The following is a 21927-nucleotide window of genomic DNA, read 5'->3' as shown; positions in this document are numbered from 1 at the left end:
GGTCCGGACGACACCTACGACAGGAGAGCCACGATGGCGATCACAGGTGGGAGCAGGCTCCCTGCGGGTCACGACTTCGTGTTTCCCAGGGGCGCGCTCGTGATGGGCGTTGAGCCCGTGCTCAAGTTCCAGTCTGCCGAAGAGCGGGCGAAGGGTCTGCCGCCCGAGCAGGAGAAGGACAAGGAGACCGGTCTCCTCGTGTGGTCCGTACTGGTCATCGACCAGGCGGCGGAGCGCAAGACGGACGCCGTGGTCACGGTGAAGATCTCCGCGCCTCACCAGCCGGTGCCGCCGGAGGCAATCCCCGGCACGGATGTCCGCCCGGTCGTGTTCGAGGGGCTGACGGTCACGCCGTGGATCGATGACAAGGCGTGCCGTGGCGTACACGCGGGCGAGCGTCACCGCTGCCGCGCGAAGCTCGGCTACAGCTTGCGGGCTTCCGGCATGAAGCCGGTCGTCAGCAAGCCCGCCGCTAAGGCGGCGTGATGCCGGACATGGTGCGCGTCCACGTGACGGCTGACGTCCCGATGCGCCCGCTTGCGATGCCGTTCGCCGATCGGATCGAGATCCGCCTCGGCAACGCCTTCCCCGCCGTGCTCGTCATCGATCGGGACGTTGTGCCGCAGCTGCGCGACGTGCTCGACCAGGCGTGGCGTGCTCTCCAGGCATCTGCTGCTCGCCAGCAAGGTCGGCACACGTTGGCGGAGGAGGCGGGCGATGTCCGCAGTTGAGGCCATGCACTGGGGACTGGCGGAGAAGGCAACGACGCTGAGCGAGGCACACGACGTGCTGAGCAAGCTCATGCCCAACCCCAAGGCCGCCCCGGCGGTGTTGAAGGACTACTACCTCCGCTCCGCTGCCGTGTACGCGCGGATCGCTGAGACCGACCGCAGTCACCACCACGAGGCCATGTACTGGGCCAACCGTGAACGCGAGAAGGGGGAGGCGATCACGGTAACCAAGAAGAAGTAGTTCAGTCCTTAGTGGACAGAGCGCATGACTCCGCTGGGTCATGTGGCGATGCCGCACACCTTGTTGCGGCGCAAAGAGAACGTGAGACGCAGGAGCGGAACCCGGCTACCAACCTCGCCGCTCCTGCGTTGTCCACCCAACGTGGGAGTGAACAAAGATGAGCGTAGAGCCTGGGCGCATTCCTGCGCCAGACAGGGCCACGAAACAACTGCTGTGGGATCGGATGATCGCCAGCAAGCAGACAGTCTCCAGCTACGTCGTGATGCTCGACGGTGGGTCCTTGGAGACCTTGGAACTCACGGCCGCACAAGCTGAGGGCCTTGAGTGCCTGACCTGCAAGGCGCAGTGCACCACGGGAACGGGTGCGTTCGAGCCCGTTGGGCGGATTCCGAGCGTCGGCAGCGTCTTCCAGTGCGTCAAGTGCGCAGGCGGTGTGCGATGAAGGGTAACCGCTGGATTGACCCCGCACCGTTCGAGGGTGCACGTCCGCAGTTTCCTTGGTGGGTATGGCTTCCCGGCTGGGTCAAGCTCGTCCTCGCGCCGTTCGCCCTGCTGTGGTTCACCGGCCGGCTGGCCGTGAAGCTGGTCGTGCTGGCTGTCAGGTACCCGATCGCTGTCACGGCCGGCCTCGGTGGCTACGTCGCCTATCGCCAGTTCGGGCTGTCGCCGTTGGTGCTCGCGCTTCTGTCGCTCGTGTGCGCCCTGACCGTCTGGTACGGGCTCGATCGGGACTCGTTGCTGCGGCATGGCTGGTACCGCCTCCTCACAGAGTGGCGGCGGCTCACGGTCTACGTGCCGCAGTGGCGCACGGTGATGCGTCTCGCTGAGCTGACCAGGGAAGTCCGCGGGAAGGAATACCTCCCGAAGCTGCGCCGTGTCCGTTCTGAGGGTTGGCGGGACAAGGTCCGGGTTCGGATGATCCCGGCGCAGTCTCCAGAGCAGTGGGAAGCGCGACGCGACAACCTGGCGCACTCGTTCAACGCTCGGTCCTGCCGGGTGCGGGTGCTGAAGCCTCGGTCACTTGAGCTCGACTTCATCCACGCTGACCCACTGGCCCGACCGGTTGCGGTGCCGCAGCTCGCCCACGCCGGAGAGATTGACCTCAAGCGCGTGGTCGTGGGCCGGACCGAGACCGGTAAGCCCTGGCGGCTGAAGCTGCTCGGTTCGCAGGTGCTCGTGGTCGGGGTGCCTGGTGCGGGCAAGGGTTCGGTGTTGTGGTCGATCGTGTGGCAGCTGGCTCCGGTCATCAAAGCCGGCATGGTCCGTCTCGTCGGGATCGACCCCAAGGGCGGTATGGAGCTGGGGCAGTGTCCGGACGCGTTCGAGAAGGTCATCTACGACAATGGGCCGGAAGCTGTTGCCCTGCTTGAAGAAATCGCCGCTGAGGTCAAGGAGCGTGCATCTCGGTACCGGGGCATTCGGCGGCTCTGGGCTCGCAACACTGGTGAGCCGTTCACGGTCCTGATCGTGGATGAGCTGGCAGACCTGATCGCCTACCAGTCGGACCGGAACCTTCGGGAGCGCGCCACGCGCGCCGTCCAGACGATCACCTCGCAAGGCCGTGCGCCTGGCTACGCCGTTGTTGGCCTGGTCCAGGACCCGCGTAAGGAAGTGGTCGCCTTCCGGCACCTGTTCACGACCCGTGTGGCGCTGCGTCTCGACGAACCGGTGCAGGTCGACATGGTCCTGGGCGATGGCGTTCGGCAACGCGGTGCAGCGGCTCATGAGATCAGTGAGAACACGCCTGGAGTCGCCTGGCTCAAGGAGGACGGGCAGCGCGAACCGGAAAGGGCTCGGGCCTTCCACGTCACGGACGCGGACCTGGTCGAGCTGGCTGTTTACCTCGCACCCGCGACCGTCCACGAGTTCCCGGCTGGTGCTGAGGGGCGTGAGGCGGCATGACCGAGTACCTGAACCGCTCGGAGCGGATGAAACAGCCGGCCGCGCTCGACGTCGCTCGGGCCGTCGCTGAAGAACACGGCGTGTGCGTCCGGCCGCTGGCCAAGGAACGGATCGACCTCGACACCGGACGTGTGGACATCGTGCCCGTGCCGTGTGGCTCGACGGTGGCGAGCGTGTGCCCGACCTGCGCCGAGAAGAACCGGCGTCTGCGGATGGCCCAGTGCCGCGAGGGGTGGCACCTCACCGAAGAACCTGACTTCACGCCCAATGCACAGACGAACGATCAGCAGGAACTAACCGCCTACCGAGCTGACCTGGTGAAGGCCTTCCGCCTGGCCCTCGATGAGGGTGACGAGGTCGGCGCAGAGGAGGTGAGGGAAGAGGTCGCGGAGGTCGACGCAGAACTTCGGCAACTCGGAGTCCGCGGTTCGCTCCCCTCTTTGGAAGTGCCGCTCAAGGCGGCTCGGAAGCGGTCGACCAGGCGGCGACAGGATGCGCCCAACCTGCCTCGGCGGCCCGTCAGCAAGCGCACGGTTGGCAAGGTGTTCGGAGGGAAGTACCAGCCCTCGACGTTCCTCACGCTGACGCTCGACACCTACGGCAAGGTTCGCAGTGACGGCACGCCCGTTGATCCGGCGACGTACAACTACCGGCGGGCTGCTCGGGATGCGGTGCACTTCGCGGCACTGCTCGATCGGTTCGTGCAGAACCTCCGGCGCTGTGTCGGCTGGGAGGTTCAGTACTTCTCGGCTGTCGAGCCGCAACGGCGGCTGGCTCCGCACTGGCACGCGGCGGTTCGGGGCAGCATCTCTCGCGCTGAGCTGAGGGCTGTCGCTGAGGCCACGTACCACCAGGTGTGGTGGCCCGAGCACGACGAGATCAAGTACGGCGGCGACAACCTGCCGGTCTGGGATGTCCGGGCCAAGGGTTTCGTTGATCCGCAGACCCGTAGGGCCTTGCCTACCTGGGAAGAAGCGCTTGACCAGGTCGAGCGCCCGGCGCACGTCGCGCGGTTCGGGGTGCAGGTCCACTCCAAGGGCATCCTCGGCGGCACCGAAGAAGCCGGCCGTCACATCGGTTACCTGACCAAGTACCTCACGAAGAGCATCGACGAGTGTTTCCAGGCGCAGACCGCCCGGCAGGAAGACCACGCCGAACGACTGTGCGCTGAGCTCGCGGTTACGCCCTGCTCGCCGCAGTGTCCGATCTGGCTGCTGTACGGCGTCCAGCCTCGTGGGGCTCGGCTGTCGACGGTGCCGGGGAAGTGCAAAGGCAAGGCGCACAAGCGGACCACGCTCGGTGTTGCTGGGCGGCGGGTGCTCGTGTCGCGGAAGTGGTCGGGGAAGTCGCTCGCGGACCACAAGCACGACCGGAAGGCATTCGTTCGGCAACTGCTTGCGGACGTCGGCATCAAGCCTGAGGACCAGGCGCAGCGCGTCGTCTGGAACAACATCCAGCCCGGCGACCCCAACGTGCCGCCACGGGCGCACCTGCTCTTGAGTGCTGTCGCTGAGCGGCGGAGGTGGAAGGCCGAATACACGGCGGCGCTGCTCGCATCTGTCGGACCTCCGGGGAGTTCGGCAACTCCGCACGCTGCTTGATTCAAAGGGGGAACATCATGGAGACACACCAGTTCGAGCCACTGTGGACAGTCAGTGACGTTGCGGCCTACCTGAACGTCCCGGTGCACACGCTCTACGGCTGGAGGACCAAGAACTACGGCCCACCCGCACGGCGCTTGGGGAAGCACCTGCGGTACCTGCCGTCCGAGGTGCGGAGCTGGTTCGAGCACCTGCTTGAGGAGGCGGCCTGATGGCTCGTCCGCCGCTCGACATCGGCACGTACGGCAAGATTCGTTGCAATCAAACGGAAGTAGGCTGGACGGCCGTCGCGAACTACCGCGATTTCGACGGCAAGACGCGGCCGGTGCTTCGCAGGGGGAAGACCAAGCCCGAGGCTGAGCGGAGGCTCAAGAAGGCGCTCGCTGAGCGCAAAGGCCCGTCGGGAGACTCGTTGACGCCAGACAGCCGGTTCAAGGACGCGCTTGAGGCGTGGCAGGTGAAGTTCCAGAAGCTCGTGGACATGGGCAAGCGGTCGCCCAGCAGCCTCGACACCTACCGGAGCATCCTCGGCCGGCATGTCCTTCCAGGCCTCGGTGAGCTGCGGATCCGTGAGATGACGGTCGCCCGGATCGATGCGTTCCTGGGCGCGCTGTGGAGGTCGGTTGGCGTCGACAGTGCCAAGACGGCGCGCTCGGTGATTTCGGGTGCTCTGCGGATCGCGGTGCGGGATCGGGCGCTTGACACGAACCCCGTGAGGGACACGGACCCGCTGGAGAGCGGTCGGAAGAAGAGCCCGAGGGCGCTCACGCAGGAGGAGCGCTTGTTGTGGCTGGAGATGTTGGAGTCCGACCCGGCGGCGGTTCGGAAGGACTTGCCTGACCTGTCGCGCTTCATGATGGCCACGGGCGTGCGGATCGGTGAGGCGCTGGCCGTTTACTGGGAGGACGTCGACTTCGAGGCCGGAACGGTTGACGTGAACTACACGGTCATCCGGGCTGGCGGGCTCGGGCTGATCAGGAAGTCGACCAAGACGGAGGCGGGAGAGCGGACGCTCCCGCTGCCCAGGTGGGCACTCGACATGTTGCGGCGGCGACGTGAGGCCACGCTGTACCCGAACGGGCCGGTCTTCCCGAACAGCCTCGGTGGCCTGCGGGACCCGTCGAACACTCGCAGGGACATCCGGAAGGCTCGGGGAGGAGACGAGTTCGCCTGGGTGACCTCGCACGTCTTCCGCAAGACGGCGGCCACCATCCTCGATGAGGCGGGGCTCTCCGCTCGGGTCGTCGCGGACCAGCTCGGGCACGCTCGGCCGTCCATGACTCAGGACACCTACCTGGCCCGGAAGGCAGTCGATCGGAAGGCCGCTGACGCGTTGGAAGGGGCGCTTGACCGGCCTGACCAGGACGAACCCAGAGAGGCCGCAGATTGAGAGTCAGGGAGTAAAGCGCATCAAAGGCGTATCAGTGATCTTGAAATACGAAACCCCCAGGCTTGTGACCTGGGGGTTTGGTGGGCCGCCAGGGACTCGAACCCTGAACCCGAAGATTAAAAGACCGAAGTTCACTCAGACGGAGTAGGTCTACCAGCCACTTTAGGTCGCCACATGTGTCCTGGGCAGGCACTAGGTGCACCCGCATGACCCCGGTTACAGGACAGACCGCAGGACAAGATCTACTCGGTCTGACCAGCACCTCGCCCCTTCAACGTACGGGTCCGCCGGCCGTGCTGGCGGCCGGTCTGTGTGCTTCGCCACAGCCTTAGGCGGACCACCCTGGCCAACTCGGATGCGGGGGTCGGTAGGCTGTGCCCCGAGGGCTGCTAGCTCAATTGGCAGAGCAGGTGACTTTTAATCATCGGGTTCAGGGTTCGAGTCCCTGGCGGCCCACTCATCTGAACACGGCACAGCTGGTCTGTGCCGTGTTCAGCATATAGAGTAGCGGACTTCGCAGTGACGGGCCGTGAGGTGGATGTTGGCGGACTCTGAGCAAGCTCAACCGGCAACCACGGTGCCTCTAGAAGTAGCTGCGGTCGTACAGGCAACGCCGTCGACCACGACACACGTCACGCTGATCCTTACTAACGGGATGAGCTCTGCTGCCGTGAATCAGTTTCAAGAGTGTGTACGTCGGTTTGGCAGAGCGTTGATGATTCTATGTGCTGTACCCCTTCTTTGCCACCGTGCAGGAGCATTAGACTCGGTACTGTAAGAAATTGACAGGTAATGGTGAAGGTCTCGGCGTTGCGCGCACGCCGAGACCTTCACTAGTATCCTGGTACTAAAATACGCTCACTTATCTCACGTGCGGTGACCGTAGTAGTACGCCCGATCCGACGTAGGCGGAATCTCAGCCAGAATCTCCGAAAGAGCCCTATCTAATTGATCGTTGGTGTGATAGCTGAGTTTAATGTCGTTGACGTCCGAACTGAATCGCTGGGTGACGATCATCGTGTGATCGATGTAGCCGTCCGGATGTGGCGCCTCGGCATCATCGAACCAATCGGCCTGAAGGACATCCGCAAGCAATAGCTGTTGAAAGTACTGGAGGACGGTTGTGCGCTTCGAGTCTCGCAAGGCATAGTAATACCAGTCATGAGCCACGGTCCATGAACGGCTAAAATAGAAAGTAGAGGAGCCGGTTGGCCTGAAGTGATACCAGTCAGGACTGTTCGTTTGCTGCCAGCCGCCGGCGTATAGAGCTTGAGAAACAAAATTGGTACAGTCCTGGCTGAATGGGCGATATTCAGGATTACGGTCGTGCGCCCACTTCCTGGCGTAATCGACCATCGCCTGGTAGTCGTACGCATAGGCCTTAACACCGGAATCAATACTTACCGACGCCCCGCCGATGCTCATCGTTGTCGCAGTTGCTGACGAGAGGGGCGGGTACTTGCTCCTCTCGGACGCCTCACGCACCGATGGCCCGCGACCTGCGTTGGTATACGCGGGATAGCCGGGAACACCTGCCGGGATATCGATCTGATCGTCGGCCAGTCGCCATCCGCTGTTCTTGACAAACTTGATCACGTGCGCAATGTGGTAGTTGCTCGACTGAGGCGCCTCTGCATGTACCGTTCGCTGATAGAAGAGTTTGGTCGCCTCCTCCACTTTGAGCGTGGCCTTATCGTCTTGGATGTCCAGAGCGGCCACCTTCAGCGATACTTCAGATCGCGAATATCCGCCACCAAGTCCGACATACCGGTTGCGGAATGCGTCAAGCTCTGTCGCTTCGGACGCTATCCGAGCAGCGAACTCGCGGGTGGTGGGTGCTCCGGTCAGCCGATTTCCGGCCGAGTGAGCATAGTGTTCGTTAGTAATGCGATACGTTCGGTCCTTGACGTATTCGTCCGCAATCCGCACCAGCAAGGCGTTGACTTCTTCGGTCGGTGCAGCTATTGCCCGAACCGGCGCGGTCGCGCACATTGCCGCAGCAGAAATGGCAATAATTCGCCACAGTCTGGAATTCACATACCCCCCAAATTCAATATACGACGAGGGTCTCCCCAGCCCCCAAGACGAGACTGTCCAAACCGCGCTGTCAGCGCTATCCGACAATCGAGTGAACCTCACTCGATGGCAAGGCTCGAATCGGTAGCAAGCGTGAGAACCGCCTCGGCGTCGAGCGGGGCGCGTTCGAGTGGTGCCGCTCCTCGCCAGAACACGCCCTGTGCCGCACTCGTGCGGTCGCTCGACTGCACCATGCGCTGCCGATGTCCGCTGGGCAGCAGCACCTCAGCGCTTACGGTGCGGGGAACCGAGGATGACGACTGTTCGCTTTGGTCCGTGAGAAGCACATTGCGCCCGTCGGTCACTCGATGGACCCGGCACACCTTCTTCAGCTGCGGCGCGCATTCCGCCTCGGTGATGTTCCCTTGCGGGACATCCAGCCTGACCACCACGACCCCGTACCGGCCAGGTCCATCAGTGACCAGCGCGCCGACCATGTACTGATCGGCGCTCGCCGCCGAGGCGGTGTCCTCGACGCGCAGAGACGGCTTGAGGCGGCTCAGCAGTGCGCTGAGCTTCTTCTCTAGATCCGTTGTCCGCTGGTTCGGCTGACTGTGCAGGGCGATGGTCTCGATGGTCGGCGGCGAGGCGTCGTCACTCAACTGGAGAGGTGGCTGCTGCGGCAAGGGTTCACGGGCCTGGGTGGCCGTGCAGGCGGCGACCGAACAAGCACAGACAAGAAGCATTACCAGTTGTCGCACTTTGTGATCCACCATGTGCCGATTGTGGCGGAGGGGCTCAGCGTTGTCGACGTGCCGAGGTCTCAAAGGCCTCGGTGTGCAGTTCGACAACCTCGATCCAGTTCGTCATCACCCGTGAACCCGCAAACTCAGCCGTGATGGGCGGGGTCCGGCAGGGACCGAGCCGACACGGTTCTCGCCTGCAGCAGAGCCTCGGCTACTGATGATCTCGTCGTGGCCGGCTAGGCATTCTGGACGCCAGCAGGTCCGCTGCGTGCTTATCTGCGCTTGGAACCCATGCTGCGTAGACGCGCAGGGTCGTTGCACCGCCGCCGCCGTGGCCGAGGCGTCCGGCGACGGTTCGGAGGTCCACGTCGGCCGTGAGCAACTCTGTCGCGCTGTAATGCCGCAGTTCGTGTAGATGGGTCTTCAGGTCCAGGCCTGCGGCCATCCGCGAATACCGATGTGTGACGCCGTCGGGATCAGCGTGCCGGTCGTGCCCGGCGGCGTAGGAGAAAAGAAAAGTCTCGTTCGTGACTGGGACGCCTGCTGCTTCGCAGCGAGCGTGTACCAGCTCAATCCATGTGGCGAGCAGATCGGTTGTGGTCGGATCAACGCTGATCCGTCGAATCTGGTGTGTCTTGGCTTCTTTCTCGATCAGTTTTCCGTCGCGAATCACGATGTTGGTGCGAGCTTCGACAACAGCGCGACACCCTTCAGCCTCGCAACTGTGAGGATGAACCGTCACGGATTTGAGACCGCTTCCGTTCTTGAGGAAGATGGTCGTCATCATGTCGAAGCGTTACCCGCCAGAGGTCCGTGAGAAGGCCGTGCGCCTGGCCCTTGAGCGTCTCGATGAGTTCGAGTCTCCGTATGCCGCCGCCAGGGCGATCGGCCCGATGGTCGACGTGCACTACGAGACGTTGCGGGTATGGATCAAGAAGGCCCTTGCGGAGGGCTCCCAGCCCGCCGCGCAGCCGTCGCAGGGACTGCCGCCGGCTGAGCGTGAGGAGTTGCTGCGGCTGCGGAAGGAAGTCCGGGATCTCAAGCAGGCCAACGAGATCCTGAAGCTGGCCTCGGCTTTTTTCGCGCGGGAACTCGACCCGCGGCACCACTGATCGTCGGTTTCATCGACGAGTACCGCCAGGTCTACGGCGTCGAGTCGATCTGTGATGTGCTCACCGAGCACGGAATCCAGATCGCGCCCAGGACCTACCGCAAGGCCCGCCGCCGGCCACCATCGGCCCGCGATGTCGCCGACGCCTATCTGGAGAACGCCCTGCGTGACCTGCGGGGCACGCCAGAGCAGATGTACGGGCGCCGCAAGATGACCCGCTACCTGCGTCGCCAGGGACACGACGTGGCGTTCTGCACCGTGGACCGGATCATGCGCCGCCTCGGCCTCAACGGCGTGGTCAGAGGCCGCAAGCAGCGCACCACGATCCCGGCCAAGGACGGGATACGCGCCGCGGACAGGCTCAACCGCGACTTCACCGCCACCGCGCCGAACCTGGTGTGGGTCGCTGACTTCACCTACGTCTCCACGTGGGCGGGATGGGCCTACGTGGCGTTCGTGTTCGACGCCTACTCCCGCGCGATCGTCGGCTGGACCGCGTCCAGTTCGAAGACGACCGCGCTGGTGTCCAAGGCACTCAACATGGCTGTGTGGCGCCGTGACCATTACGGGTTCCCGGTCGAGCCCGGACTGATCCACCACTCGGATGCGGGCAGTCAGTACACGTCGGTGAGGTTCACCGAATCCCTTGCTCTGCAAGGACTCTCGGCGTCTATAGGCTCGGTGGGCGATGCCTACGACAACGCTCTAGCGGAGTCGATCATCGGCTTGTTCAAGACTGAGGTCATCAACCGGCACGGCCCGTTCAAGACCCTCGCCGAGGTCGAGTTCGAGCTCATGGAATGGGCAGACTGGTACAACAACGCCCGCTTGCACTCGCGTCTGGACTACCTGACCCCGGCCGAGTATGAAGCCGCGTATTACTCTCAACACCCGCCACGCCGACCGGCGCTGGTCTAAAACCGAAGCCGGTCTCAAACTCGTGACGGTTCAGGATCAGTCTTGGCGTGGTCGAAGACGATCCGTGGCAGGCGGAGTGCCAGTAGCTCGCCGCGGCGGAGGCCGGTGACCATCGTCAGCCAAACCAGAGTTCCCCACTGCTCGTCTTCTTCCCACGCCTTGTTGACGAGCAGTGCAGCCTGCTCAGGAGTCGGGGGATCGGGATTCGGTCTGGGTGCTCTAGGCTTCTTCGCGGCATCTACGGGGTTGAAGGCGATCCAGCCCCAGCGGACGGCCGCGTTCAGCGCTCCGGACATCACAGCGTGAATCTGGCGGATAGACGATGAACCGAGCGGCTTACAGGCGTGCGGCTTGCATCGGTCGTCGCACTCGTGGTCCTTCTCGGTCCGGTGATCGATCAGCTTTATCCGCGGCTTGCAGCGACGGCGGCACCGCTTCACGTCGGTGGCAAAGTCCTCAAACGCCTTCGGTCCGAGCTGGAGCAGGCGAGTCAGGGTGACATCGCCGAATGCCGGGCGGAGGTACCTGCGGACGTACATCTTGTACCCGCTGAGGGTTGTGACCCTGCGAGTGAGTGTCTGTGCAGGTGAGAGCAATGTTGATCTAATCGACTATCCACTTTGGAGTGGCAAAAGCCTGTGGATCAAAAGTCTCCTGCTCTGCCAATTGAGCTAGCAGCCCTCGACGCGACAGCCTACCGATCGTGGTCGGCTGGTGTCGCACGGGTTGTCCATCTCACGCTGGACGAGCGCAGGCCGCTGCCCGACGCTGCTGAAGGTGGAGCCTGCCCCACCTGGTCAACGGCAGCGTGCGTGACTGTGCCGGAAGCGCGCAACCGGAAGTCTGTTCCCTGTCCGACACAAGGGGAGGCAGAGGGATGAAGACGCTGGTAGGCGCGTTGGCGGCGGTAGTGCTGTTCACCGGAACGGCCACGGCGGCGACCGACGCCACGCAGAGGCGGCTCGACGGGCTGGCCGAGATGTTCCCGGCTGCGCTCGCGACCACGACCGACGCTGGCGGCAAGACGACGTTCCTGAGCGCGGGCACGGCCGAGCTGGGCAAGCGGGTGCCGGTGCCGCGCAACGGGCAGGTTCGCGCGGGGTCCAACACCAAGGCGTTCGTGGCCGCGGTGGTCATGCAGCTCGTGGCGGAGCAGAAGGTCGAGCTCGACAAACCGATCACGTACTACCTGCCCAAGGCCGTCAACGACGACCGGATCACCGTCCGGCAGCTGCTCAACCACACCAGCGGTCTCGCGAACTACACGCTGTACATGGGGCTGGACAAGTTCGACGAGCAGCGGCACCGGTACCACGAGCCGCGCGATCTGCTCGACATCGCCAACGCGCATCCGCCGACCAACGAGCCCGGCGCGGCGTTCAAGTACAGCAACACGAACTACGTGCTGCTGGGGTTGCTGATCCAGAAGGTCACCGGTCGTCCGGTCGCGGAGAACGTGGACCAGCGGATCTTCAAGAAGCTCAACCTTCGCGACACCTACTGGCCGGCCCAGGGGGTCGAGACGATCGACAAGAAGCACCCGCACGGCTATGCGAGGACCGCCAATGGTGTCGAGGACGTCACTGAGCTCGACCCCTCGTGGGGCTGGGCGGCCGGGCAGATCATCTCCACGACGAAGGACCTCAACACGTTCTTCACGGCGCTGCTCAAGGGTGACCTGGTCCCCGCGGCTCAGCTGAAGGAGATGCAGAAGACGGTGGACACCAAGGGCGAGATGTGGCCGGGCGCCGAGTACGGGCTGGGCATCGCCAGCACGCCGCTCTCGTGCGGTGGCAGGTACTGGGGGCACGGCGGCGACATCCACGGGTACGAGACGCGTGGTGGTGTGACGGCGCAGGGCAGGGCGTTCACCGTTGCGGTCACGGCGTTGCCGGGCACGTTGCAGAACACGCCTGAGGACGCGGGCAAGGCCCACGACGCAGTTCTGGCCACTGTGGACAGTGCGCTCTGCGGGAAGTGAGTCAGTCGCGGGCGTACCGGAGCACCCAGAGCATGTCCTGCTCGGTGACCGGTCCGTCCGCGACGCACGCCATCAGCCAGTCGACCAGCGAGTCCGGTGAGATGCCCGCCCCGATCAGCACCAGCTGAGTCGGGGCGTCATCGGTTCGCGTGAACGAGATGTACCCGCCGACGGTGTGCAGCATGAACGTGCCGCCTGGGAACTGCACGAAGCCCTTGGCGCGGAACAAGCCCTCGGGCCTGGCCTGGAGGAAGTCCATGAAGAGCTTGGGGTGCAACGGATCGGGCGACTCGAACGTCACGCTGTCGTACCTGGCGTGGGCGTGCGAGGAGTGGTCGTCCAGATCGTCGAACGACAGCTGCCGCGGCCCGAGGTCCGGTGGCCGCACCTCGAACAGCAACGCCGGGTCGATCCGGCCGTACGACACCGGCACCACCGGGACGTCCACCGGGAACGAGGGCAAGGCGTCAACGCGGTCGACCTTGTTCAGCACCACCAGATCGGCCAGCGCCAGGTCGCGGTCCAGGTGTGGCACCACAGCGAACTCCACGGCGTCGACCACGTAGATCAGGCCGCCGTACGTCACGCCCGGTGCCTGCAGCACCATCCTGACCAGCGTCGACGGTTCGGCGAGACCGGACGCCTCGATCACGATGACGTCCAGGTCCGCCGCGGCCAGCTTCGTCAGCATGCCGTCCAGCTCGGTGCCGTCCACGGCGCAGCACAGGCAGCCGTTCGACAGCGACACCATCGAGTCGACCTGGGCCGACACGGCGAACGCGTCGATGTTGATCCGTCCGAAGTCGTTCACCACGACGCCGATCCGCGTGCCGCCCGACGTGCGCAGCAGGTGGTTGAGCAGGGTGGTCTTGCCGGAGCCGAGGAAGCCGGCGAGCACGACGACGGGGATCACGGCCGTCCAGGCTACTGAACCAGCTGGATGGTCTTCGCCAGCACCTCGTCGACCGGCAGGTCGGAGTCGCCGACGTACACGATCAGCTGGTCGACGCCGAGGTCCTCGTACTGGCGCACGACGGACGCGTCGAGTGCGGTCGTCGCGACGATGTTGATCTTCAACGCACCCAGTGAGTCGGGACGCTCCGTCATGGCGGACAGCCTGCGCAGGCGCTTCAGGTTCGCCGCGGTCTCCTCCGGGGTGCCGATGCCGATCCACGCGTTGCCGCGCGTCAACGCACGTCGCAACGCCCCGTCGGAGGCCCCGCCGATGGCGATTCTGGCGTTCGTGGGCCGTGGATGAGCATCAATGCCGCTGAACGACACGTACTTGCCGTCGAACGCGGGCGCGGGCGCGTCCCAGAGCGCGCGCATCGCGTCTATGTACTCGTCGGTCCGCCGGCCTCGGTCGGCGAACGGCACGCCCACGCCGGCGAACTCCTGCGGCAGGTAGCCCGTACCGACGCCGAGCGTGAACCGGCCCTCGCTCAGCACGTCCAGCGACGCCACCTGCTTCGCGAGCACCACCGGGTTGCGCTGCGGCAGGATCACGATCGCGGTGCCGAGCTCCAGCCGCGTGGTCGTCGCGGCCACGTAGCTCAGGCCGACCAGCGGGTCGAGCAGTTTCGTGTCGGGTTCGGCCGGTGACGGATCGACGCGCGGGCTGGGCAGCACGACGTGTTCCGAGGCCCACCACGTGTGATAGCCGAGTTGTTCCACCAGCTCAGCGAGCCGGCGGGTTTCGGATGGGGCGACCGAGTCGCCCACGTTGAGTCCCTGCACCCCCATGTCCATGATCACGACAACCGCGAAGTGACGCTGGTCATTCCCTCCGACTCAACAAATCCGCTCCCCCAGACATCTAGTCGGCAAGAAGGGGGGCGATGATGACCGAGTTCGTGGCCGCCGCGCTGGCGTTTCCGACCGTGCTGTTCAGCCTGCTCGTGCTCGTGGTGCTGGCGTACTGGCTCACGGTCGCGTTGGTGGGCATGGACTTCGACGCCCCGGTGCTGCCGATCTCCATCTCGATGTTCGTCGTGGTGACGTGGTTCGCCGCGCTGGTCGGCACGGTGCTCACGCCGGAGGGCAAGCTCCGGTACGCGGTCCTGGCGGGCGCGCTGCTCGTGGGCGCGCTGGTCACCAAGATCCTCCTCATCCCGGTGCGGAACTGGACCAAACCGGAGAAACCCCCGTCCCGCAACGACTTCGTCGGCCGGACGGCGATCGTGCGGACCACACGGGTCACTGAGAACTACGGACAGGCCGAGGTGACCGCGGACGACGGCGGCACGGCGGTCGTGCAGGTGCGAGCAGCGAAGAGCACCGAACTGACGGCGGGACAGACCGCACTGATCTTCGACTACGACGCCGAAGGCGAGTTCTTCTGGGTCGTGGACATCACCACAGGGGGCTGACATGGGTGCGATTTCAACGGGTTTGGTCGTGCTGGTCGCGGTGATCGTCGTCGTGCTGGTCCTGGCGACGATCACGCTGAGCAGGTTGTTCAAGAAGTGCGAGCAGGGCAAGGCGCTGATCGTCTCGAAGATGCGCAAGGTCGACGTGACCTTCACCGGCACGGTCGTGCTACCGGTGCTGCACAGATGCGAGACGATGGACATCTCGGTGAAGACCATCGAGATCCGCAGAGCGGGCAACGAGGGCCTGATCTGCCGCGACAACATCCGCGCGGACATCCGCATCACGTTCTTCGTGCGGGTCAACAAGACCGTCGAGGACGTCATCAAGGTGGCGCAGGCGATCGGCACCGAGCGGGCGAGCCACGAGGCCACGCTGCAGGAGCTGTTCAACGCCAAGTTCTCCGAGGCGCTCAAGACCGTCGGCAAGCAGCTCGACTTCGTGGACCTGTACACCCACCGCGACGAGTTCCGCGACCGGATCGTGCAGGTCATCGGCACCGACCTCAACGGCTACAGCCTGGAGGACGCGGCCATCGACTACCTGGAGCAGACGCCGCTCAAGCAGCTCGACCCGGCGAACATCCTGGATGCGCAGGGCATCCGCAAGATCACCGAGCTGACCGCGATCGAGCACGTCAAGACCAACGAGTTCACCCGCAACGAGGAGAAGGAGATCACGCGCCAGAACGTCAGCGCGCGTGAGGCGATCCTGGAACTCGAACGCCGGCAGGCGGACGCGGAGATCAGGCAGAAGCGCGAGATCGAGACCGCCCGCGCGCAGCAGGAGGCGGAGACCCAGAAGGTTCAGGCCGAGGAACGGCTCAAGGCCAACACCGCGTTCATCCGCACCGAGGAGCAACTCGGCATCCAGGCCGAGAACAAGGCGCGCGAGATCGCCGTGGCCGAGAAGAACCGCGAGCGCGTGATCGCCGTCGAGACCGAACGCATCGAGAAGGACCGCCTGCTGGAGGTCATCGCGCGCGAACGCGAGACGTCGCTGCGCATGATCGAGAAGGACAAGGAGCTGGAGCACGAACGCCGTGCCATCGCCGACCTGGTGCGCGAGCGGGTCGCGGTGGAGAAGACCGTGGCCGAGCAGGAGGAGAACATCAAGCGCCTGCGCGCGGTCGAGGAGGCCGAGCGCGAGCGGCAGCAGATCGTGATCATGGCGGAGGCCGAGGCGCAGCAGTCGCTGGTCAAGGACATCAAGGCCGCCGAGGCCGCGGAACAGGCCGCGCAGCACAAGGCCCGCGAGGTCGTCGTGCTCGCCGAGTCACGGCAGCAGGCCGCCGACCTCGACGCTCGCGCCAAGATCCGGCTCGCCGAGGGCGTCCAGGCCGAGACCGCCGCGGCCGGCCTCGCGAACGTGCAGGTCAAGGAACGCGACGCGGAGGCGATCGAGAAGATCGGCCGCGCCGAGGCCGTGGTCGACCGCGAGAAGGCCCTCGCCGATGCCTTGGGCATCAAGGAACGGCTCAAGGGCGAGGCGGAAGGCCTGTCGCACAAGGCGGAGGCGATGGCCGCGCTCGACACCGCGACCCGCGAGCACGAGGAGTACCGCCTGCGGCTGGAGGCCGAGAAGGAGATCCGGCTCAAGGGCATCGACGTGCAGCGCCAGATCGCCGAGGCGCAGGCCGTGGTGCTCGCGGCCGGGCTGGAGAAGGCCGACATCGACATCGTCGGCGGCGACACGATGTTCTTCGACCGGATCGCGAGCGCGATCACCGCGGGCAAGCAGGTCGACGGGTTCGTCGGCAGCTCGGACGTCGTGCAGGCGCTGGGCGCCAAGTGGATGGACGGCACCGCGAGCTTCCCGGAGGACCTGACCAAGATCCTCAGCTCGTTCACCACCGGTGACGCGCAGAACCTGGCCGCCGCGCTGGCGCTGACCCAGATGGCCAAGAACAACGGCCAGCACGCATGACAGCTCTCGACGCAGGCACGTACGAGGTGCTGCGGGCAAGGCTCGCCGAACAGGCCGCCGAACTCGCCCGCAGCACCGAGGCGCTGAACGACCGGCGCGTCGAGACCTTCGGCAGCACCGCGTTCGAGCTCGTCGCCACGGAACGGATTCGCACCGAGAACAACTGCGTGCCGCGCGACATCGTGCCGCTCGGCGAGAAGATGTTGTTCGGTTACAACGTGTTCCTCGGCCTCAAGCCGGAGACCACCGTCGCCGACGTCTTCGCGGTGCACGGCAAGGACTTCGGCGCGGCCGAGGCGCCGTTCCTGGAAGACCCGAAGTTCCTCGACGACTTCGCGGAGCTCTACCGGTACTACCGCGAAACGCGCCTGCTGCAGCTGCGGATCGTCGAGTCACGGCTGCTCGCGGTGTTCCAGACCGGCGCGCGGATCGAGGACATCCGCGTGCTGCGCTGGGACATCGCGGTCGACGGCACGGTCACGTACCTCGACAACCGCGGCGACCGCGACCACGTGTTCCCGCCAGCGCACGACTTCACGTGGGTCGAGACCACCCGCGAGCAGCACGTGCTCGGCCGGCACCCGCACATCGCGATCGAGAACGAGGTCTTCGTCGAGACGGTCGGCGGCACGCTCACCGTCAAGATCGAGAACAACACCGAGACCGGTGAGGGCGTCTACGAAGAGCCCGTCGACGAACCGTTGCAGAGCCTCGGGGACGCCGACGTGCACTACGCCCGCGTCGGCCCGCTGGTCCTGCTCAGGATCCGCCCGTACAACGAGACGGTGTGGCGGCACCTGGTCTTCAACACCCGCACCAAGGCCGTGACCAGGCTCGACGGCATCGGTCAGGCGTGTCAGCGGCTGCCGGAGGACCAGGGGATCATCTTCCCGGGCGGCTACTACCTCGTCACGGGTGCGGACAAGACGTTCGACGTCGACACCGACGACCTGGAGTTCGAGCGGGTCATCCGGTCGGCGAACGGCGAGGACGTGCTGTTCGTCTACCACGCCCGCCGCGAGGGCCGCAGCTTGTTGTTGCCCTACAACGTGATCCGCAAGCAGGTCGCGACACCGATCACCTGCCACGGCTACTCGCTCTTCGCCGACGGCACGCTGGTGGTCTTCCGCGAGACCGGCGCCGAACCCGTGCGCGTGCACCCGATGCAGGTCTGGCGCACCCCGTTCGTCGCGGACGAGGTGCTGCCTGAGGAGACCGGTCCGCTGGCCCGCATCGGCAACGCCGAGCTGGTCCGCGGCATCTCGGACTGCCTGAGCGTGACCCGCATGGCCGCCGAGATGACCCCGAGCGCGCCGGTGTTCGAGGGCCTGATCGCGTTGTGCACCAGGGTGATCGACGGCGTGCACTGGCTGGCCGAACTGGGGCTCAAGGACGACGTCCTGGCCGTGCGGGCCACCGCCGAGCAGGTGCTGGACGAGTTCGAGGCCGTCCGCACCCTCACCGAGCACGCCGCGCAGCAACTCCACGCCGCGTCCGAGAAGCTCGCCTCGCTGATCAGGCTCGCCAGGTCCGCGACCCCGCGCAGCGCGGACGAGTGGGTCCGGCTGCTGGCCGATCTGCGGTCCGCGCAGGGCCGTCTGATCACCCTCAAGGACCTGAAGCACGTCGACCTGGAGGAGATCGACCGGCGCGAGACCGAACTGGTCGAGGAGCTCGGTGCCTCCGCCAGGCGAGCGGTCGCGTTCCTCAGCGGCGAGGGCGCGTTCGCCCGGTACCACGAGGAGATCGAGCAGATCGCGGCCGCGGAGCTGAAGACCGCGGCCGAGGCCGAGCCGTTGCACGAACGGCTGGCGCAGCAGCAGGCCGGGCTGGAGGTGCTGACCGAGGTCGTCAGCACCCTCGACGCCGCCGACACGACCACCCGCACGGCGATCCTGGCGAGCATCGGCGAGGTGCTCGCCGCGATCAACCGCGCACGCGCCACAGTGGACGGTCGCAGGCGGACTTTGGCGAACTCCGAGGGCCGGGCCGAGTTCGCGGCGGAGTTCGCGCTGCTCGGCCAGGCCGTCACCGGCGCGCTGTCGGTCGCCGACACCCCGCAGCGCTGCGACGACCAGCTCGGCCGGCTCCTGCTGCAGCTGGAGAACCTGGAGTCGCGCTTCGGCGAGTTCGACGACTTCCTCGCCCAGGTCGGCGCCAAGCGCACGGACGTGTACGAGGCGTTCTCCGCGCGCAAGCAGACGTTGCTCGACGAACGGGCGCGCAAGGCCGACCGGCTCGTGCAGTCGGCCGAACGCGTGCTCGGTACGATCCGCCGTCGCGTCGGGAAGCTCGGCTCGATCGACGAGATCAACACGTACTTCGCGGGCGACCCGATGGTCGCCAAGGTCCGCAGCGTCGCCGAGGAGCTCAGGAACCTCGGCGACGTGCGGGCGGACGAGCTCGACGCGAGTCTGCGCGATGCCCGGCAAGAGGGAGGCCGGGCACTGCGGGACCGGGCCGATCTGCACGACGGCGCGTCGATCGTGCTCGGTCGTCACCGCTTCCCGGTGACGACCGAGCCGATGAACCTCACCCTCATCCCGCGCGACGGCAGGTTGTTCTACGCGATCACCGGCACCGACTACCGCAGCGAGGTCATCGGGTTCGAGCACACCCGCCGGTTCTGGGACCAGCTGCTCGTCTCCGAGACGCCGGAGGTCTACCGGTCCGAGCACCTCGCCGGCTGCCTGCTGGCCGAAGGCCGCGACGACGTGGCGAACGCCGCCGCGGAACGCTACGACGAGGGCTACGAGAAGGGCGTCCACGACCACGACGCCGTGAAGATCCTCGCTGTCCTGCAACGACTTCACGCCGGTGCGGGCCTCCTGAGGTACCCGCCGGCGGTCCGCGCGGCGGCCCAGCTCTTCTGGTCGCAGCAGCCGGAGGAGCAACGCGCGGTGTGGGCCCGCAAGGCCGAGTCGCTGGCCCGCGCCCGCACGATCTTCGGTGGCACGCACGGCATCCCGGAGCTCACCGCGCAGTTCGGCCTCGACGACCTGGCCGCCGAGTACCTGTTCGAGGAACTCGCCTGCGAGCCCAGGGGATTCGTCACCAGCAAGGCCGCCCGCACGGTGATCGACAGGTTCACCGCGGTCGTCACCGAGGAGCTCCACGACCGCGACCTGATCGAGGCGTGGCTGCGGGCGTTCCTGGGCGACGAGGACTGTCCGGAGTTCCCCGAGGTCGTCGCCGTCCTGCTCACCGACCTGCCGCGGTACGACTCCAGCGCCGCGCTGTCCGAATCGGTCACCGGCCTGCTCGGCACGCACCCGCGCGTGACCGGCCAGTCCCTCGACCTGCGCCTGGACGAGACCCTGACCAGGCTGCGCGAGTTCAGCACTCGGCAGGTCCCGGCCTTCCGCGCCTACCAACGGCAACGCGACGAGCTGCTGGCCGCGGAACGCCGCAGGCTCAAGCTCGACGACTACCGCCCCGCGGTGCTGAACACGTTCGTGCGCAACAGGTTGCTGAACGAGGTCTACCTGCCGCTGATCGGCGACAACCTCGCCAAGCAGCTGAACGACGGCACGGGCCTGCTGATGCTCATCTCCCCGCCCGGCTACGGCAAGACGACGCTCATGGAGTACGTCGCGAACCGGCTGGGCATGGTGTTCGTCAAGGTCAACGGCCCGGCGCTGGGCAGCGGGGTCACCTCACTCGACCCGCAGGAGGCCCCGAATGCCACCGCACGCCAGGAGGTCGAGCGGATCAACTTCGCGTTCGCCCTGGGCAGCAACGTTCTGCTGCACCTCGACGACATCCAGCACACATCACCTGAGCTGCTGCAGAAGTTCATCTCGCTGTGCGACGCACAACGACGTGTTGACGGCGTGTGGGACGGCGAGGCACGCACGTTCGACCTGCGGGGCAAGCGCTTCGCGGTGTCGATGGCCGGCAACCCGTACACCGAGACCGGTCGCGCGTTCCGCGTCCCGGACATGCTCGCCAACCGCGCGGACGTGTGGAACCTCGGCGACGTGCTGTCGGGTCGCGACGCCCTCTTTGCGTTGAGCTACCTGGAGAACGCGTCGGCGTCCAACCCGACGCTGGGCGGCGTCGACGTGGAACCGCTGGTGCGCCTGGCGAACGGCGAAACCGTCCGGCACGACCACGAAACCGTGGAGCTGGAACGGATGTTGTCGGTGGTCCGCAAGCTGCAACGGATCCAGGAGGTCGTGCTCAGGGTCAACCGGGAGTACCTCGCGTCGGCGGCGAGCGGTGGCGAGTTCCTGCTGCAGGGCAGCTACCGCAACATGAACCGGATGGCCGCCAGGATCGTCCCCGCGATGAACGACGACGAGGTCGAGGCGTTGATCGACGACCACTACCTCGGCGAGGCGCAGCTCCTCGGCACCCGCGCGGAGGCGAACCTCGCGCGGCTGCGGGAGCTCAAGGCCTAGCGGCAGTCGAGGTCGAGTCCCTCGATCGGCCGGCCGTCAGGTCCGCGCAGGTCGAACGGCTGCAGGTGGTGCTCCGCCAGGAAGTCGCAGAACTCGTCGGCGTCGGGCGGCCAGTCCAGGCATCGGTTGAAGTCGGCGTCACCGAGGTACTTCGAGTCGCAGCGCAGGATGTCGAACAGGCTGGGCGGCTTGGGCTTCGACGACTGCGGCGGCGGAGGCGGCTCCGGCCGGTGCCGGGGAGGCGGCGGCTTGGCGCCAGGCGGAGGCGGTGGTGGTGGCGGAGGGGGCGGTGGCCGCCGGGGACCGACGGCGGAGACGGTGGTGGTGGCGGTCGCGGTGATGACCTTGGGCGGAGGGGCCGGCGGCGCCACGAGCCGGATGTCCACCGGTTTGTCCTCCGGAGCCGCGAACACCGCCGCGAGCAGGGCAGCGGCCATCACCGCCACCGCCGCTGCGACATAGCCGCGGCGTTTGACACCAGTCATCGCTTTCGCTCCCCAGGTTCCGCCTGCCCGGTAGCCGCCGTCCCCGTGGAATCGTTGCGCCCGCTAACGGTGTTACGGGTTCTTGTTCATCGACTTCGTGAGACGG

At 66.0% G+C, this 21927-nt stretch carries 19 protein-coding genes, 1 tRNA gene and 1 other annotated feature; of the genes, 13 read left to right on the top strand and 7 right to left on the bottom strand.

What is annotated here, in order from left to right; genetic code table 11:
• Positions 1–117 precede the first annotated feature (117 nt).
• From ACWEIJ_RS04195 to ACWEIJ_RS04160, 8 genes are all read left to right on the top strand, one after another.
• Positions 118–486, top strand: coding sequence for a hypothetical protein (locus ACWEIJ_RS04195; RefSeq protein ID WP_449835686.1), 369 nt, complete (start codon positions 118–120; stop codon positions 484–486).
• The gene (locus ACWEIJ_RS04190) at positions 486–731 is read left to right on the top strand and encodes a hypothetical protein (RefSeq protein ID WP_449835685.1); all 246 of its coding nucleotides are present in this window, start codon (positions 486–488) and stop codon (positions 729–731) included. Before ACWEIJ_RS04195 ends, ACWEIJ_RS04190 begins: the two co-directional genes overlap by 1 nt.
• The gene (locus tag ACWEIJ_RS04185; RefSeq protein ID WP_449835684.1) at positions 718–972 is read left to right on the top strand and encodes an AMED_5909 family protein; all 255 of its coding nucleotides are present in this window, start codon (positions 718–720) and stop codon (positions 970–972) included. Before ACWEIJ_RS04190 ends, ACWEIJ_RS04185 begins: the two co-directional genes overlap by 14 nt.
• A gap of 438 nt (positions 973–1410) precedes the next feature.
• The gene (locus ACWEIJ_RS04180) at positions 1411–2874 is read left to right on the top strand and encodes an FtsK/SpoIIIE domain-containing protein (RefSeq protein ID WP_449835683.1); all 1464 of its coding nucleotides are present in this window, start codon (positions 1411–1413) and stop codon (positions 2872–2874) included.
• Positions 2871–4475 carry a replication initiator gene (locus ACWEIJ_RS04175; RefSeq protein ID WP_449835682.1) on the top strand — a complete coding sequence of 535 codons (1605 nt, stop codon included), beginning with the start codon at positions 2871–2873 and terminating at the stop codon, positions 4473–4475. Before ACWEIJ_RS04180 ends, ACWEIJ_RS04175 begins: the two co-directional genes overlap by 4 nt.
• Positions 4476–4492: 17 nt before the next feature.
• Complete coding sequence (locus ACWEIJ_RS04170) at positions 4493–4687, top strand: helix-turn-helix transcriptional regulator (RefSeq protein WP_065915790.1); 195 nt, start codon at positions 4493–4495, stop codon at positions 4685–4687.
• Positions 4687–5865 (top strand): site-specific integrase, encoded by a 1179-nt coding sequence (locus tag ACWEIJ_RS04165; protein WP_449835681.1) that lies wholly within the window; start codon positions 4687–4689, stop codon positions 5863–5865. The genes ACWEIJ_RS04170 and ACWEIJ_RS04165 overlap by 1 nt, the downstream gene beginning before the upstream one ends.
• Before the next feature lie 383 nt (positions 5866–6248).
• A tRNA-Lys gene (locus ACWEIJ_RS04160) sits at positions 6249–6321 on the top strand.
• 411 nt (positions 6322–6732) lie between these two features.
• Here ACWEIJ_RS04160 and ACWEIJ_RS04155 read toward each other — a convergent pair.
• The 3 genes from ACWEIJ_RS04155 to ACWEIJ_RS04145 form a co-directional block, all read right to left on the bottom strand.
• Positions 6733–7902, bottom strand: coding sequence for an amidase domain-containing protein (locus ACWEIJ_RS04155; protein WP_449835680.1), 1170 nt, complete (start codon positions 7900–7902; stop codon positions 6733–6735).
• Between the two features lie 98 nt (positions 7903–8000).
• A complete protein-coding gene (locus ACWEIJ_RS04150; protein ID WP_449835679.1) occupies positions 8001–8657 on the bottom strand; it encodes a hypothetical protein in 657 nt (218 codons plus the stop codon).
• A 181-nt stretch (positions 8658–8838) separates the two neighbouring features.
• Positions 8839–9414 carry a tyrosine-type recombinase/integrase gene (locus ACWEIJ_RS04145; RefSeq protein WP_449835678.1) on the bottom strand — a complete coding sequence of 192 codons (576 nt, stop codon included), beginning with the start codon at positions 9412–9414 and terminating at the stop codon, positions 8839–8841.
• Between ACWEIJ_RS04145 and ACWEIJ_RS04140 the strand changes: the two genes are divergently transcribed.
• Positions 9413–10656, top strand: a protein-coding gene (locus tag ACWEIJ_RS04140; RefSeq protein WP_449835747.1) for an IS3 family transposase whose coding sequence is annotated in 2 segments (ribosomal slippage) — positions 9413–9707 and positions 9707–10656 — 1245 coding nt in all. Because the reading frame shifts where the segments join, the coding sequence is not laid out codon by codon here. The genes ACWEIJ_RS04145 and ACWEIJ_RS04140 overlap by 2 nt on opposite strands.
• Positions 9700–9828 (top strand) — a sequence feature (AL1L pseudoknot). (Overlaps the previous gene by 129 nt.)
• Before the next feature lie 14 nt (positions 10657–10670).
• Here ACWEIJ_RS04140 and ACWEIJ_RS04135 read toward each other — a convergent pair.
• Positions 10671–11195, bottom strand: a complete 525-nt coding sequence (locus ACWEIJ_RS04135) for a hypothetical protein (RefSeq protein ID WP_449835677.1) — start codon at positions 11193–11195, stop codon at positions 10671–10673.
• Between the two features lie 338 nt (positions 11196–11533).
• Between ACWEIJ_RS04135 and ACWEIJ_RS04130 the strand changes: the two genes are divergently transcribed.
• On the top strand, positions 11534–12637 hold the full coding sequence (locus tag ACWEIJ_RS04130) for a serine hydrolase domain-containing protein (RefSeq protein ID WP_449835676.1): 1104 nt from the start codon (positions 11534–11536) through the stop codon (positions 12635–12637).
• Position 12638: 1 nt separating this feature from the next.
• Here ACWEIJ_RS04130 and ACWEIJ_RS04125 read toward each other — a convergent pair whose 3' ends face one another.
• Positions 12639–13550 carry a CobW family GTP-binding protein gene (locus ACWEIJ_RS04125; protein WP_449835675.1) on the bottom strand — a complete coding sequence of 304 codons (912 nt, stop codon included), beginning with the start codon at positions 13548–13550 and terminating at the stop codon, positions 12639–12641.
• Positions 13551–13561: 11 nt separating this feature from the next.
• Complete coding sequence (locus ACWEIJ_RS04120) at positions 13562–14380, bottom strand: LLM class F420-dependent oxidoreductase (protein ID WP_449835674.1); 819 nt, start codon at positions 14378–14380, stop codon at positions 13562–13564.
• A gap of 98 nt (positions 14381–14478) precedes the next feature.
• On the opposite strand from ACWEIJ_RS04120, the gene ACWEIJ_RS04115 reads away from it, so the two are divergent.
• Genes ACWEIJ_RS04115 through ACWEIJ_RS04105 form a run of 3 tightly spaced genes read left to right on the top strand, consistent with a single transcriptional unit; the run spans position 14479 to position 21336 of the window.
• A complete protein-coding gene (locus tag ACWEIJ_RS04115; protein ID WP_449835673.1) occupies positions 14479–15006 on the top strand; it encodes a hypothetical protein in 528 nt (175 codons plus the stop codon).
• Between the two features lies 1 nt (position 15007).
• Positions 15008–16933, top strand: coding sequence for a flotillin family protein (locus tag ACWEIJ_RS04110; protein ID WP_449835672.1), 1926 nt, complete (start codon positions 15008–15010; stop codon positions 16931–16933).
• The gene (locus ACWEIJ_RS04105; protein WP_449835671.1) at positions 16930–21336 is read left to right on the top strand and encodes a DNA repair ATPase; all 4407 of its coding nucleotides are present in this window, start codon (positions 16930–16932) and stop codon (positions 21334–21336) included. Before ACWEIJ_RS04110 ends, ACWEIJ_RS04105 begins: the two co-directional genes overlap by 4 nt.
• Here the strand turns inward: ACWEIJ_RS04105 and ACWEIJ_RS04100 are convergent.
• Complete coding sequence (locus ACWEIJ_RS04100) at positions 21333–21821, bottom strand: hypothetical protein (RefSeq protein ID WP_449835670.1); 489 nt, start codon at positions 21819–21821, stop codon at positions 21333–21335. The two genes, ACWEIJ_RS04105 and ACWEIJ_RS04100, sit on opposite strands and share 4 nt — an antisense overlap.
• Positions 21822–21927 lie beyond the last annotated feature (106 nt).

This window comes from Lentzea sp. NPDC004789 (genome assembly GCF_053601075.1).
This window is presented reverse-complemented; position numbering and strand designations above follow the sequence as displayed.